This window comes from Streptomyces sp. NEAU-W12, assembly GCF_026242095.1.
In the GTDB taxonomy this organism is placed as follows: domain Bacteria; phylum Actinomycetota; class Actinomycetes; order Streptomycetales; family Streptomycetaceae; genus Streptomyces.
The window spans coordinates 168,710-182,040 of sequence record NZ_JAPJDM010000001.1 but is presented as its reverse complement, the minus strand read 5'-3'; the positions used below and the strand labels follow the sequence as shown (position 1 = coordinate 182,040).

11 protein-coding genes are annotated in these 13,331 nt (G+C 73.5%); 9 read left to right on the top strand and 2 right to left on the bottom strand.

Going from position 1 to position 13,331, the window contains the following annotated elements:
• Window positions 1–2: 2 nt before the first annotated feature.
• Window positions 3–818, top strand: coding sequence for a TrmH family RNA methyltransferase (locus ORI94_RS00765; RefSeq protein ID WP_266071721.1), 816 nt, complete (start codon window positions 3–5; stop codon window positions 816–818).
• Window positions 819–839: 21 nt separating this feature from the next.
• Here ORI94_RS00765 and paaN read toward each other — a convergent pair whose 3' ends face one another.
• Entirely contained in the window at window positions 840–2,531 is a 1,692-nt protein-coding gene (paaN, locus tag ORI94_RS00760) for a phenylacetic acid degradation protein PaaN (RefSeq protein WP_266071720.1), read from the bottom strand.
• A gap of 221 nt (window positions 2,532–2,752) precedes the next feature.
• On the opposite strand from paaN, the gene ORI94_RS00755 reads away from it, so the two are divergent.
• Complete coding sequence (locus ORI94_RS00755) at window positions 2,753–4,267, top strand: 3-hydroxyacyl-CoA dehydrogenase (protein WP_266071719.1); 1,515 nt, start codon at window positions 2,753–2,755, stop codon at window positions 4,265–4,267.
• Entirely contained in the window at window positions 4,264–4,854 is a 591-nt protein-coding gene (locus ORI94_RS00750) for a TetR/AcrR family transcriptional regulator (protein WP_266071718.1), read from the top strand. Before ORI94_RS00755 ends, ORI94_RS00750 begins: the two co-directional genes overlap by 4 nt.
• 45 nt (window positions 4,855–4,899) lie before the next feature.
• Here ORI94_RS00750 and ORI94_RS00745 read toward each other — a convergent pair whose 3' ends face one another.
• The gene (locus tag ORI94_RS00745) at window positions 4,900–5,394 is read right to left on the bottom strand and encodes an Lrp/AsnC family transcriptional regulator (protein WP_266071717.1); all 495 of its coding nucleotides are present in this window, start codon (window positions 5,392–5,394) and stop codon (window positions 4,900–4,902) included.
• Window positions 5,395–5,584: 190 nt separating this feature from the next.
• Between ORI94_RS00745 and pdhA the strand changes: the two genes are divergently transcribed.
• The 6 genes from pdhA to ORI94_RS00715 all read left to right on the top strand — a co-directional run bounded on the left by pdhA (window position 5,585) and on the right by ORI94_RS00715 (window position 13,300).
• Window positions 5,585–6,757, top strand: coding sequence for a pyruvate dehydrogenase (acetyl-transferring) E1 component subunit alpha (gene pdhA / locus ORI94_RS00740; protein ID WP_266071716.1), 1,173 nt, complete (start codon window positions 5,585–5,587; stop codon window positions 6,755–6,757).
• A complete protein-coding gene (locus tag ORI94_RS00735; protein WP_266071715.1) occupies window positions 6,754–7,758 on the top strand; it encodes an alpha-ketoacid dehydrogenase subunit beta in 1,005 nt (334 codons plus the stop codon). Before pdhA ends, ORI94_RS00735 begins: the two co-directional genes overlap by 4 nt.
• On the top strand, window positions 7,758–9,512 hold the full coding sequence (locus ORI94_RS00730) for a dihydrolipoamide acetyltransferase family protein (RefSeq protein ID WP_266071714.1): 1,755 nt from the start codon (window positions 7,758–7,760) through the stop codon (window positions 9,510–9,512). Before ORI94_RS00735 ends, ORI94_RS00730 begins: the two co-directional genes overlap by 1 nt.
• A 229-nt stretch (window positions 9,513–9,741) precedes the next feature.
• A complete protein-coding gene (locus ORI94_RS00725; RefSeq protein ID WP_266071958.1) occupies window positions 9,742–10,710 on the top strand; it encodes an NTP transferase domain-containing protein in 969 nt (322 codons plus the stop codon).
• Window positions 10,707–12,209 carry a molybdopterin molybdotransferase MoeA gene (locus tag ORI94_RS00720; protein WP_266071713.1) on the top strand — a complete coding sequence of 501 codons (1,503 nt, stop codon included), beginning with the start codon at window positions 10,707–10,709 and terminating at the stop codon, window positions 12,207–12,209. Before ORI94_RS00725 ends, ORI94_RS00720 begins: the two co-directional genes overlap by 4 nt.
• Window positions 12,206–13,300, top strand: coding sequence for a potassium channel family protein (locus ORI94_RS00715; RefSeq protein ID WP_266071712.1), 1,095 nt, complete (start codon window positions 12,206–12,208; stop codon window positions 13,298–13,300). Before ORI94_RS00720 ends, ORI94_RS00715 begins: the two co-directional genes overlap by 4 nt.
• Window positions 13,301–13,331: the final 31 nt, after the last annotated feature.

Genomic DNA, 13,331 nt, shown 5'->3' with positions numbered 1-13,331 from the left:
TCATGGCAGCCCCCGACCGCGACACCGCCCCCGACGGCGCCTCCGTGCCCCACCCGCCCCCCGTGCGGGACACCGCTCCCGTGACCCGCTGGCACCGGCGGAGCGGGGACGAGGTCCTGCTCGACGGCTTCCACGCCCTCAAGCACGCCGTGCGCTTCGGCGCCGACATCGAGACGGCGGTCACCGCGGACCGGGCCGCCGCGCTCGCCCTCGCCGACGAACTGGCCCCGGACGTCCGGGAGTCGCTGGCGGCGCTGCTGGCCGAGGTGCCGTACGAGACGTACGCCTCGCTCGTCCCGCGCCCGCATCCCACCGCCGTCGCCGCCCTCGCCGTACGCCCCTGCCGCGCGGGCAACCTGGAGCGGCTGGCGCACACCCCGCGCACCGCTCCCGTGGTGGTCCTGGACCAGCCGCGCAACCTCGGCAACGCGGGCGCCGTGATCCGGCTGGCCGCCGGTTTCGGGGCGACCGGGGTCGTCACCACCGGCACCCTCGACCCCTGGCATCCCACCGTCGTGCGCGGCGGAGCCGGGCTGCACTTCGCGACCGCCGTGGAGCGGCTGTCCGTCGACGAACTGCCCGATGGCCCGGTGTTCGCACTCGATCCGGAGGGCGAGGACATCCGCGCGCTGAAACTTCCGGACGACGCGCTGCTCGCCTTCGGCTCGGAGCGCGGCGGGCTCTCGTCCGCACTGCGCGCGCGTGCCGACCGTCTGGTGGCGCTGCCGATGCGCCCCCAGGTCTCCAGCTACAACCTCGCGACCAGTGTGGCCATGACGCTGTACCACTGGAGTGCCACCGGGGGCGCACCCGCGTAGGAGCGGGTCCCACGAGGGGGCTCATGCCTCCCGGCGCACCTCGATCACCCGGAAGCGGTTGGCCACGAAGGCGGTGTCGGTGAGGGCCGCGTTGGCCGCCGGGTTGCCGCCGGAGCCGTGGAAGTCGGAGAAGGCGGCCGTCTGGTTGACGTACACCCCGCCGGTGAGGTTGAGGGAGAGCTGGGCGGCCTCCTCCAGGCAGACCTCTCGCACCGCCTCCTCGAACTCCGGGGAGGTCGTGTACGCGCCGACGGTCATCGCGCCCTTCTCGCGGACGGTGCGCCGCAGCAGCTTCGCCGCGTCGGACGCGGAGTCGACGGCGACGGCGAAGGAGACCGGTCCGAAGCACTCGTTCATGCAGGCGGCCTCGGCGTCCGGCTTCGCACCGTCGAGCTTCACGATCATCGGCGTACGGACCACCGCGTCCGGGAACTCCGGGTGGGTGATCCCGCGGGATGCGAGAGCGACCTCGCCGAGCCCGGCGGCGGCCTCCAGGCGGCTCCTGACGCCGGGGTTGACGATCGCGCCCAGCAGGGCGTTCGCGCGCGTGTCGTCGCCGAGCAGGCCGTCGACCGCCCGCGCCAGGTCGGCGACGACCTCGTCGAAGGACTTGGGGCCCTGGTCGGTGGTGACGCCGTCGCGCGGGATCAGCAGGTTCTGCGGGGTGGTGCACATCTGGCCGCTGTAGAGCGACAGCGAGAACGCCAGGTTGGCGAGCATGCCCCGGTAGTTCCCGGTCGACTCCACGATCACCGTGTTGACGCCGGCCTTCTCCGTGTACACCTGCGCCTGGCGGGCGTTGGCCTCCAGCCAGTCGCCGAACTCCGTGGAGCCGGTGTAGTCGACGATCCGGACCTCCGGGCGTGTGGCCAGGGCCTTGGCGATGCCCTCGCCGGGCCGCTCGGCGGCCAGCGCCACCAGGTTCGGATCGAAGCCGGCCTCGGTGAGCACCTGACGCGCGACCTGCACGGTGAGCGCGAGCGGCAGCACCGCGCGGGGGTGCGGCTTGACCAGGACCGCGTTGCCGGTGGCGAGGGAGGCGAACAGGCCCGGATAGCCGTTCCACGTCGGGAAGGTGTTGCAGCCGATGACCAGACCGATGCCCCGCGGTACCGGCGTGAACTGCTTGGTCAGCGCCAGCGGGTCGCGCTTGCCCTGCGGCTTGGTCCACTCCGCGGCGGTGGGGGTGCGCACCTGTTCGGCGTACGCGTACGCCACCGCCTCCAGGCCGCGGTCCTGCGCGTGCGGGCCGCCGGCCTGGAACGCCATCATGAACGCCTGGCCGGAGGTGTGCATGACCGCGTGGGCGAACTCGGACGTCCGGTCGCTGATCCGTTTGAGGATCTCCAGGCAGACCACCGCGCGGGTCTCGGCGCCCGCGTCCCGCCAGGCCCGCATCCCGGCCCGCATGGCGGGCAGCAGCACGTCGAGGTCCGCGTGCGGGTAGCCGACGCCCAGCTCGATGCCGTACGGGGAGGTCTCGCCGCCCACCCAGTCGTCGGTGCCGGGCTGATCGAGGTCGAGACGGGTGCCGAGCAGCGCGTCGAAGGCGGCCTTGCCCGCCGCGAGGTCCAGGCTGCCGTTCTCCCCGTAGGCCTTGGGGTGCTCGGGGTGCGGGGACCAGTACGCGCGCGTGCGGATCGCTTCCAGCGCCCGGTCCAGGGTGGGCCGGTGCTGGGCGGTCAGCTGCTGCACGGTGTTTTCGGCGGCCATCGGGGACCAACTCCTCGTCGGGTTCGGGGACCGGGCAAAGCCTTGGGCGGAAGGCAGGGGCAGCGGAAGCCGGCGACGCCGGGACGGAGGACGCCGGGGCGGGGATGTCGGGGCGGGGGATGTCGGCAGTCGGGCGGTCGGAGTTAGAGTAACCGAACGATCGGTCGGGACAAGAGGGTCCGCCGCATCTGTGGACAAGCCCGTGCGGGAGGATCGCGCACATGACAGCACTCGACCTCAGCAGCCCCGTGGCCGTCGTCGGCACCGGCACCATGGGCCAGGGCATCGCCCAGGTCGCACTGACCGCGGGCCACCCCGTGCGGTTGTACGACGCCGTCCCCGGCCGGGCCCGGGAAGCCGCCGAGGGGATCGTGGCCCGGCTCGACCGGCTCGTGGCGAAGGAGCGGCTCACCGCCGCCGACCGGGACGCGGCCCGCGACCGCCTGCTGCCCGCCGACGACCTCACCGGACTCGCCGACTGCGCCCTGGTCGTCGAGGCCGTCCTGGAGCGCCTGGACGTCAAGCAGGAGCTGTTCGGCGCGCTGGAGGACGTCGTCTCCGACGACTGCCTGCTCGCCACCAACACCTCCTCCCTGTCGGTCACCGCCGTCGGCGGCGCCCTGCGCGTCCCCGGCCGCCTCGTGGGGCTGCACTTCTTCAACCCGGCCCCGCTGCTGCCGCTCGTCGAGGTCGTCTCCGGCTTCGCCACCGACGTCACCTGCGCCACGCGCGCGTACGAGACGGCCCGCGCCTGGGGCAAGACGCCGGTCGCCTGCGCCGACACCCCCGGCTTCGTCGTCAACCGCATCGCCCGGCCCTTCTACGCCGAGGCCTTCACGGTGTACGAGTCCCAGGGGGCCGACCCGGCCACGATCGACGCGGTGCTGCGCGAGTCCGGCGGCTTCCGCATGGGCGCCTTCGAACTGACCGACCTCATCGGGCAGGACGTCAACGAGTCCGTCACCCGTTCGGTGTGGCAGGCCTTCTTCCAGGACGTGCGCTTCACGCCCTCGCTCGCCCAGCGCCGGCTGGTCGAGTCCGGCCGCCTCGGCCGCAAGAGCGGCCGGGGCTGGTACGACTACGCGGACGGCGCCGAGCGTCCCGAGCCGCACACCGCGGAGCCCGCCGAGCCGCCCGCGTACGTGGTCGCCGAGGGGGACCTGGGGCCCGCCTCGGACCTGCTCGCCCTGATCCGCGAGGCCGGGATCCAGGTCCGCGTGGAGGACGAGGACCACGGCACCCGCCTGGTGCTGCCCAGCGGCGGCCAACTGGCGCTCGCCGACGGCCGGACCTCCGTGGAGTACCGCGACGTCGTCCACTTCGACCTCTCGCCTGACTACCGGGGGGCCACGCGCATCGCCCTGTCCCACTCCCGGGACACCTCCGCGCGGACCGTCGCCGAGGCCACCGGACTGTTCCAGGCGCTCGGGAAGAAGGTCAGCGTCATCGGGGACGTCCCCGGCATGATCGTCGCGCGCACGGTGGCGCGGATCATCGACCTGGCGTACGACGCCGTCGCCAAGGGGGTGGCCACCGAGGAGGACATCGACACCGCGATGCGCCTGGGCGTCAACTACCCTCTCGGTCCCTTCGAGTGGAGTCGCCGCCTGGGCCGAGGCTGGGCGGGCTCCCTCCTCGAGGACCTGCACGAGCGCGATCGGTCCGGCCGCTACGCGCCGTCCCTCGCGCTCTACCGGCACGCGTGCGCCACCGGGAAGCGGGAGGACACCCCATGACCACCGCCAGGCGCGACACGTACACCCCGGAGTCCCTGCTCTCCGTCGCCGTCCAGGTGTTCAACGAGCGTGGCTACGACGGCACCTCCATGGAGCATCTCTCCCAGGCCGCCGGTATCTCCAAGTCGTCGATATACCACCACGTGGCGGGCAAGGAGGAGTTGCTGCGGCGCGCGGTGACCCGGGCGCTGGACGGCCTCTTCGGCATCCTCGACGAGGAGCACGCGCGCGAGGGGCGTGCCGCCGAGCGTCTGGAGTACGTCGTACGGCGCATGGTCGAGGTCCTGATCGCGGAGCTGCCGTACGTGACGCTGCTGCTGCGCGTGCACGGCAACACGGGCACCGAGCGGTGGGCCCTGGAGCGGCGACGCGAGTTCGACCACCGGGTGGCGGCGCTGCTGAAGGCCGCGGCGGCCGACGGGGACGTGCGGGGCGACATCGAGGTGCGCCTGGTGACCAGGCTGGTCTTCGGGATGATCAACTCGCTCGTCGAGTGGTACCGGCCCGACGGGCGCGGCATGAGCGAGCGCGAGGTGTCCGACGCCGTGGTCCGACTGGCCTTCGGCGGGCTGCGCAGGGCGGGCTAGGACAGGCTCCGGGAGGGCCGGCCCGGTGGGGGCCGGCCCGGGGGCTCACCCCTGCGGCTCCAGGTCCTCCTCCTCGAACACCAGCAGGGTGCGCGTGCTGAGCACCTCGGGGATCGCCTGGAGCCGGGTCAGCACCAGTTCCCGCAACGACCGGTTGTCCGGGGTGTGCACCAGGAGCAGTACGTCGAAGTCGCCGCCCACCAGGGCGATGTGGGAGGCGCCGGGGAGCTGCCGGAGCTGCTCGCGGACCGTGCGCCAGGTGTTCTGGACGATCTTCAGGGTGATGTACGCGGAGGTGCCGTGACCGGCTCGTTCGTGGTCGACGCGGGCGCCGAAGCCGCGGATGACGCCGTCCTCGACGAGCCGGTTGATCCGGGCGTAGGCGTTCGCGCGCGACACGTGGACCCGGTCGGCGACGGACCGTACGGACGCGCGCCCGTCCGCCTGGAGCATGCGCAGGATGTCCTGGTCTATGGCGTCCAGGGGACGCGCGGGCGGCACCGGCCCGCTCCCCTCCGGACCCCCGGCACTCTCGGCCATTTGTTCAGAGGACACCCGGCCCCGCCTCCCCGCCATGGACGTACTGCATCCATCTCAGGCTGTGGAGAACCGTTTGTCCACAGCCTGGTGCCACCCGTAGCCAAAATGTGCCGGCGACCGAACAATCGGTTGGTGAGGCGCGTCACAGACGCCGCGCCCCACCAAGCCACTCCCACGAGGAGGTGCCGTCATGACGGTCATGGAGCAGCGGGGCGCGTACCGGCCGACCCCGCCGCCCGCCTGGCAGCCGCGTACCGACCCCGCGCCGTTGCTGCCCGACCCGGAGCCGTACCGCGTGCTCGGCACCGGGCGGGCCGACGCGGCCGACCCGGAGCTGTTGCACCGGCTGTACGCGGAGTTGGTGAAGGGCCGCCGCTACAACGCGCAGGCCACCGCGCTCACCAAGCAGGGCCGTCTCGCGGTCTACCCCTCCAGCACCGGTCAGGAGGCCTGTGAGGTCGCCGCCGCGCTGGTCCTCGAGGAGCAGGACTGGCTCTTCCCGAGCTACCGCGACACGCTCGCCGTCGTCGCGCGCGGGGTGGACCCCGTCGAGACCCTCACTCTCCTGCGCGGTGACTGGCACACCGGCTACGACCCCTACGAGCACCGGGTCGCGCCGTTGAGCACGCCGCTGGCCACCCAGTTGCCGCATGCCGTCGGACTCGCGCACGCCGCCCGCCTCAAGGGCGACGACGTGGTCGCGCTGGCGATGGTCGGCGACGGCGGGACCAGCGAGGGCGACTTCCACGAGGCGCTGAACTTCGCCGCCGTGTGGCGGGCACCGGTGGTCTTCCTCGTCCAGAACAACGGCTTCGCGATCTCCGTCCCGCTCGCCAAGCAGACCGCGGCCCCGTCGCTGGCCCACAAGGCCGTCGGCTACGGGATGCCCGGCCGGCTGGTCGACGGCAACGACGCGGCCGCCGTGCACGAGGTCCTGGCCGACGCCGTGCGCCACGCGCGCACGGGCGGCGGCCCGACCCTGGTCGAGGCGGTCACCTACCGCGTGGAGGCGCACACCAACGCCGACGACGCGACCCGCTACCGGGGCGACGCCGAGGTGGAGACCTGGAAGGAGCACGACCCCGTCGCGCTCCTCGAACAGGAACTGACCCGCCGCGGCCTGCTCGACGACGACCGTCTCGCCGCCGTCCGCCAGGACGCCGAGACCATGGCCGCCGACCTGCGGGCGCGCATGAACCAGGACCCGGTGCTCGACCCCATGGACCTGTTCACCCATGTCTACGCCGAGCCCACCCCCCAGCTGCGGGAACAGCGTGAGCAGCTGAGGGCCGAGCTGGCGGCCGAAGCCGAAGCCGAAGCCGAGCCCGGTTCCGGGGCCGAGTCGGGGGGCACGCAGCGATGACCACCGTCGCCGCCAAACCGGCCACCATGGCGCAGGCGCTCACCCGCGCGCTGCGCGACGCGATGGCCGCGGACTCCTCCGTGCACGTCATGGGCGAGGACGTCGGCACGCTCGGCGGTGTCTTCCGCATCACCGACAAACTCGCCGAGGAGTTCGGCGAGGACCGCTGCACGGACACCCCGCTGGCCGAGGCGGGCATCCTCGGGACCGCCGTCGGCATGGCGATGTACGGGCTGCGGCCCGTCGTGGAGATGCAGTTCGACGCGTTCGCCTACCCGGCGTTCGAGCAGCTGGTGTCACACGTCGCCAGGATGCGCAACCGCACGCGCGGCAGGATGCCCCTGCCGCTCACCATCCGCATCCCCTACGGGGGCGGCATCGGCGGCGTCGAGCACCACAGCGACTCCTCCGAGGCGTACTACATGGCGACTCCCGGCCTCCACGTCGTCACACCGGCGACCGTCCCGGACGCCTACGGGCTGCTGCGGGCCGCCATCGCCTCCGACGATCCGGTCGTCCTCCTCGAGCCCAAGCGTCTGTACTGGTCGAAGGACTCCTGGAACCCGGAGCAGCCGACGACCGTCGACCCCTTGGGCCGCGCGGTGGTGCGGCGGTCCGGCCGGAGCGCCACGCTCATCACGTACGGGCCGTCCGTCCCCGTCTGCATGGAGGCGGCCGAGGCGGCCCGCGCCGAGGGCTGGGACCTGGAGGTCGTCGATCTGCGCTCACTGGTGCCGCTCGACGACGCGACGGTGTGCGCCTCGGTGCGGCGGACCGGACGTGCGGTCGTCGTCCACGAGTCCGGTGGCTTCGGCGGTCCCGGCGGGGAGATCGCGGCCCGGGTCACGGAGCGCTGCTTCCACCATCTGGAGGCGCCGGTGCTGCGTGTGGCAGGGTTCGACCTCCCGTATCCGCCGCCGATGCTGGAGCGTCACCACCTGCCCGGCGTGGACCGGATCCTGGATGCCGTGGGGCGTCTGCAGTGGGAGGCCGAAAACTGATGGCACAGGTGCTGGAGTTCAAGCTGCCCGACCTCGGTGAAGGGCTCACCGGGGCGGAGATCGTGCGCTGGCTGGTCGAGGTCGGCGAGGTCGTCGCCGTCGACCAGCCGGTCGTCGAGGTCGAGACGGCCAAGGCGATGGTGGACGTGCCCTGCCCCTACGGGGGAGTGGTCACCGCCCGCTTCGGAGAGGAGGGCGCCGAGGTGCCGGTGGGTGCCCCGTTGATCACGGTCGCGGTGGGTGGCCCGGCCGACGGTGAAGGCCGCCCGGAGGAGGAGACGCCTTCCGCGGCGGACGGCTCCCGTGCCGACGGCTCCCGCGCCGACGGCTCACGTGCGGCGGGTTCCCGCCCGAAGGACCCACCGTCGACGGGTTCCGGCAACGTGCTGGTCGGTTACGGAACGTCGGAGGCACCGGCCCGGCGGCGCAGGGTGCGGCCGGGCCGGCCGGCGTCGAGCGCGACGGCGACGCCCGCCGCTTCCGCCGCGCCCGCCGCTTCCGCCGCTTCCGCCGCGCCCGCCGCTTCCGCCGCGCCCGCCGCTTCCGCCGCTTCCGCCGCGCCCGCCGCTTCCGCCGCGCCCGCCGCTTCCGCCGCTTCCGCCGCGCCCGCCGCTTCCGCCGCGCCCGCCGCGCCCGCCGCTTCCGCCGCGTCCAAGGCTTCTGCCACGTTCACGGCGAACGGTCGGGCCGCCGCCGAAGGGGAGGCATCCGCTGCCCGGCGGGCCCGCGCGGACGCCGGGGCGGTGGACGGGCCGGTGCCCGTGATCTCGCCGCTGGTGCGCCGACTGGCCCGGCAGTACGGGCTGGATCTGCGCGAGATGTCCGGTTCCGGGCCCGAGGGGCTGATCCTGCGGGCGGACGTGGAGTACGCGCTCCGGGCCGCCGGAACGCAGTCGGGCAAGGACAGGGGCCGGACACCCCCGCCCACCACCGAGCCGCACCCGCACGCACCGCAGACACCGGCACAGGCGCAGGCGCAGGCACCGGCACCGGCACCGGCGTACACGCCGGCCGTCGGAGTCCCGACTGCCCCGGGACCCACGCGCGTCCCCCTCAAGGGCATCCGCGGTGTCATGGCCGACAAGCTGTCCCGCAGCCGCACCGAGATCCCCGACGCGACCTGCTGGGTGGACGCCGACGCGACCGAGCTGATGCGGGCGCGGGACGCGATGCGGCGTTTCGCCGAGGACCGCCCGCAGAGCCCCGCGGCCGGCGGGCCGAGGATCTCCGTGCTCGCCCTGCTGGCCCGGATCTGCACCGCCGCGCTGGCCCGCTTCCCCGAGCTCAACTCCTCCGTGGACATGCCGGCCAGGGAGGCCGTCCAGCACGGGGCCGTGCATCTCGGCTTCGCCGCGCAGACCGAGCGCGGGCTCGTCGTCCCCGTCGTCCGGGACGCGCACACGCGCAACGCGGAGTCGCTGACGGCGGAGTTCGCCCGGCTGACCGAGGCGGCCCGTACGGGAACCCTGACGCCGGCGGAACTCACCGGCGGCACGTTCACGTTGAACAACTACGGTGTCTTCGGCGTCGACGGCTCCACTCCGATCATCAACCACCCCGAGGCCGCCATGCTCGGCGTCGGCCGCATCGTCCCCAAGCCGTGGGTGCACGAGGGCGAGTTGGCGGTGCGGCAGGTCGTGCAGCTCTCGCTCACCTTCGACCACCGGGTCTGTGACGGTGGCACGGCAGGCGGCTTCCTGCGGTACGTGGCGGACTGCGTGGAGCAGCCGGCGGTGCTGCTGCGCACGCTGTGACGGCTGTTCCTGCCGAGCGCGTTGTCCGTCCCCCCGCGTTCTCCGTGATCGCGGGGGCACGCATACTCGGGGGGTGACCGAGTACGAGCTCCTGGGTGCTTCCGGAGCCGCTGGCGACCGCACCCGTGATCGCGCCCCCGCGCCGGGCCGGGCGGCCTCTGCCGCGTACGACGAATCCGCCGCACCCTCCCCGCCCTCCACGCGGCCCTCCCCGTCCCCCCCGTCCTCCGTGCGCCCCGGGTCCGCCGCGCCCCTCGTCCACGACGCCCTCGTGCTGGCCGGTGGCGGTGCCCGGCGGCTCGGCGGCGCGGACAAGCCCGGGGTGAGGGTGGGCGGCCGGGCGCTGCTCGACCGGGTGCTCGCCGCCTGCTCCGGCGCTCGCACCACCGTGGTCGTGGCCGACCCCCGGCCCACCTCCCGGTCCGTGTCCTGGGCCCGTGAGGAGCCGCCGGGCGGCGGACCGCTCGCCGCGCTCGACGCGGGGCTCCGGCTGAGCACCGCGGAGTACGCCGTACTGCTCTCCGCCGACCTGCCGTTCCTCGACGCGGCCACGGTCGACGAGCTGCTGACCACCCTGCGCACGAGCACGGCCGACGGGGTTCTGCTGACCGACGCCGACGGCCGGGACCAGCCGCTCGTAGCCGCGTACCGGACGGCGGCCCTGCGCCGCGAACTGGCCGCGCTCACCGAGCGGCACGGCGCGTTGGCCGGGCTGCCTCTGCGCCGGCTGACCGGCTCGCTCGGCCTCATCCGCATCCACGGCCCGGAGGCGTCGTTCGACTGCGACACCTGGGACGACATCGCCACCGCCAGAGCACGCATCAGGGAGCATGGACACGTGTTGGACGAATGGATTTCCGCAGTCAAGGACGAGCTGGGCATCGAGCTGGACGTCGACACCGACGTCCTCCTCGACCTCGCCCGTGACGCCGCCCACGGTGTGGCCAGGCCGGCGGCTCCGCTGACCACCTTCCTCGTCGGCTACGCGGCCGCCCGTGCGGGCGGTGACCGGGAGGCCGTCGCCGAGGCCGCGCGCAAGGCCGCCGTCCTCGCCGTCCGCTGGGCCGACGAGGACACCACCGACGCCGCGTCCGCTCAGCCCGCAGACAAGCAGTCCGCAGACAAGCAGTCCGCAGACAAGCAGCCCGACGCCTCCGCCGCCGACTCAGCCCCCGGTGCGCGCCCGGCCGCCGAATGAACGCGCCCGATGCCCGAGCCGACAAGGACACCGGGAGCACCGACGAGGCCGAGGATCCCGACGACCTCGACATCGAGGAAGCTCTCGCCCTCGTGAACGACGCCTCCGGCCGTATCTCCGGCGACCCCGCGCACGCCCGTTCCCCCCGCAGGGGCGGGCCCCGGCCCGTCGCGGACGGCCCGGGTCCCGCCACCCGCCACCACCCCCGCCACGCCCTCCCCTGGACCGAGGCGCGTGCCGTCGCCGAGCGTGCGGCACTCCGGGGCACCGGCGGCCGGCCCGCCCACCGCGCCCCGGCCCCCGTGCCGCTCGACGCCGCACTCGGCCTCACCCTCGCCGTCCCTCTCACGGCCCTCACCGACCTGCCGTCCTTCGACACCTCGGCCATGGACGGCTGGGCGGTCTCCGGACCCGGGCCCTGGACCGTACGGGAGGAAGGCGTCCTCGCCGGGCACGCCGAGCACCCGCCGCTCACCGACGGCGAAGCCGTCCGTATCGCCACCGGGGCCCGTGTTCCCTCGGACACCACCGGCGTCCTGCGCAGCGAACACGGCCGTACGGACGACAACGGCCGGCTGCACGCCACCCCGCCCCGAAGAACCGCCCCGCCCGGAGCCGCCACCGCACCCCGGTCAGGGGGCGCACCCCACGCCGGATCCGCCTCCGCGGTCGCGCACGGACAGGACATCCGCCCCCGTGGACAGGAGTGCCGCAGCGGTGACCGACTGCTGTCCGCCGGCACCCTGGTGACCCCGGCCGTGCTGGGCCTCGCCGCGGCCGCCGGATACGACATGCTCAGTACCGTCCCCCGCCCCCGCGTCGAGGTCCTCGTCCTCGGCGACGAACTGCTCACCGGAGGCCTCCCGCACGACGGGTTGATCCGGGACGCACTCGGCCCGATGCTGCCGCCCTGGCTGCGCGCGCTCGGCGCCGAGGTCACCGCCGTCCGCCGGGTCCGCGACGACGCGCGGACGCTGCACAAGGCGATCACGAAGTCCGACGCCGACGTCGTCGTCACCACCGGAGGCACCGCCGCGGGCCCGGTCGACCACGTGCACCCGACGCTGCGCCGCATCGGCGCCGAACTCCTCGTGGACGGAGTCGAGGTGCGCCCCGGCCACCCCATGCTCCTGGCCCGCACCAAGGAGAACCAGTACCTCGTCGGTCTGCCGGGCAACCCCCTCGCCGCGGTTTCCGGGCTGCTCACGCTCGCCGAGCCCCTGCTGCGGACCCTCGCGGCCCGCCCGGCACCCGAGCCGTACGTGATGCCGCTGCGGGACACCGTCCACGGGCATCCGCGCGACACCCGGCTCGTCCCGGTCGTCCTGCGCGGTGACGTGGCCCTGCCGCTGCACTACAACGGGCCGGCCATGCTGCGCGGCATCGCGGCGGCCGACGCCCTCGCCGTCGTCCCCCCGGGTGGTACGCGGCCCGGCCAGGAGGCGGAACTACTGGACCTGCCCTGGACGACCGGGGGAATCGGGGTGTGTTTCACGTGAAACTTCCAGGCCAGGACGCCATTGCCCGCCAGGCGGACGAGCACTTGGTGACCCATCGGGTGAAGCTGCCGAGGAAGGTGGTCGAACACCCGGTCCGCCAGGTCACCAAGCGGCTGTCCATGGCGTTGCTCGTCCTCGTGGTGACGGCGTTGATCGTGTACATCGACCGCGACGGCTATGTCGACAACACCGACGGCACCCTCGACCTCCTCGACACCTTCTACTACGCGACCGTCACCCTCTCCACCACGGGGTACGGCGACATCATCCCGGTCAGTGACGCCGCCCGGCTGACCAACATCTTCGTCATCACGCCGTTGCGTGTGATGTTCCTGATCATTCTGGTCGGCACCACCCTCGAAGCCCTCACCGAGCGCACGCGGGAGGAGTGGCGACTGAACCGCTGGAGGTCCACGTTGCGTGATCACACCGTCGTCGTCGGATTCGGCACGAAGGGCAGGTCCGCGATCAAGACCGTCTGCGCGACGGGGCTCCGCAAGGAGCAGGTCGTGGTGGTCGACCCCAGCAGTAAGGCGATCGAGGCCGCGGCGGCCGACGGGTACGCGGGTGTCATAGGGGACGCGACGCGCAGCGAGGTGCTGAAGCGGGCCGAGGCCTACCGGGCGAAGCAGATCATCATCGCCACGCAGCGCGACGACACGGCCGTGCTGGTGACGCTGACGGCCCGCCAGCTCAACCGCGGCGCGAAGATCGTGGTCGCGGTGCGCGAGGAGGAGAACGCTCCGCTGCTGAAGCAGTCGGGTGCCGACGCGGTCATCACCAGTGCCAGCGCGGCCGGCCGGTTGCTCGGTCTGTCCGTGCTCAGCCCCGCGGCCGGCATGGTGATGGAGGACCTCATCCAGCAGGGCACCGGTCTCGACATGATAGAACGGCCGGTCATAAAGGCCGAGGTGGGCAAGTCGCCGCGGGAGATCGACGATCTGGTGGTGAGCGTTCTACGAGGGCACCGGGTGCTCGGCTACGACGACGAGCACGTCGGGACGCTCGAGCTCACGGACCGGCTGATCACCATCGTGCGGGTGACGCCGGGCACCCCGGTCACCCCCGACATCCGCCCGCTCCACGACTGACACCGTCGGGACGCCACGGGAAACCGGGGCG

Bases quoted from the DNA above. Each gene is read 5' to 3' on its own strand.
- ORI94_RS00720 (WP_266071713.1), top strand. From the start codon at position 10,707: ATGAACGCGCCCGATGCCCGAGCCGACAAGGACACCGGGAGCACCGAC.
- ORI94_RS00735 (WP_266071715.1), top strand. From the start codon at position 6,754: ATGACCACCGTCGCCGCCAAACCGGCCACCATGGCGCAGGCGCTCACC.
- ORI94_RS00750 (WP_266071718.1), top strand. From the start codon at position 4,264: ATGACCACCGCCAGGCGCGACACGTACACCCCGGAGTCCCTGCTCTCC.
- ORI94_RS00745 (WP_266071717.1), bottom strand. From the start codon at position 5,394: ATGGCCGAGAGTGCCGGGGGTCCGGAGGGGAGCGGGCCGGTGCCGCCC.
- ORI94_RS00765 (WP_266071721.1), top strand. From the start codon at position 3: ATGGCAGCCCCCGACCGCGACACCGCCCCCGACGGCGCCTCCGTGCCC.
- pdhA (WP_266071716.1), top strand. From the start codon at position 5,585: ATGACGGTCATGGAGCAGCGGGGCGCGTACCGGCCGACCCCGCCGCCC.
- ORI94_RS00755 (WP_266071719.1), top strand. From the start codon at position 2,753: ATGACAGCACTCGACCTCAGCAGCCCCGTGGCCGTCGTCGGCACCGGC.
- ORI94_RS00730 (WP_266071714.1), top strand. From the start codon at position 7,758: ATGGCACAGGTGCTGGAGTTCAAGCTGCCCGACCTCGGTGAAGGGCTC.
- paaN (WP_266071720.1), bottom strand. From the start codon at position 2,531: ATGGCCGCCGAAAACACCGTGCAGCAGCTGACCGCCCAGCACCGGCCC.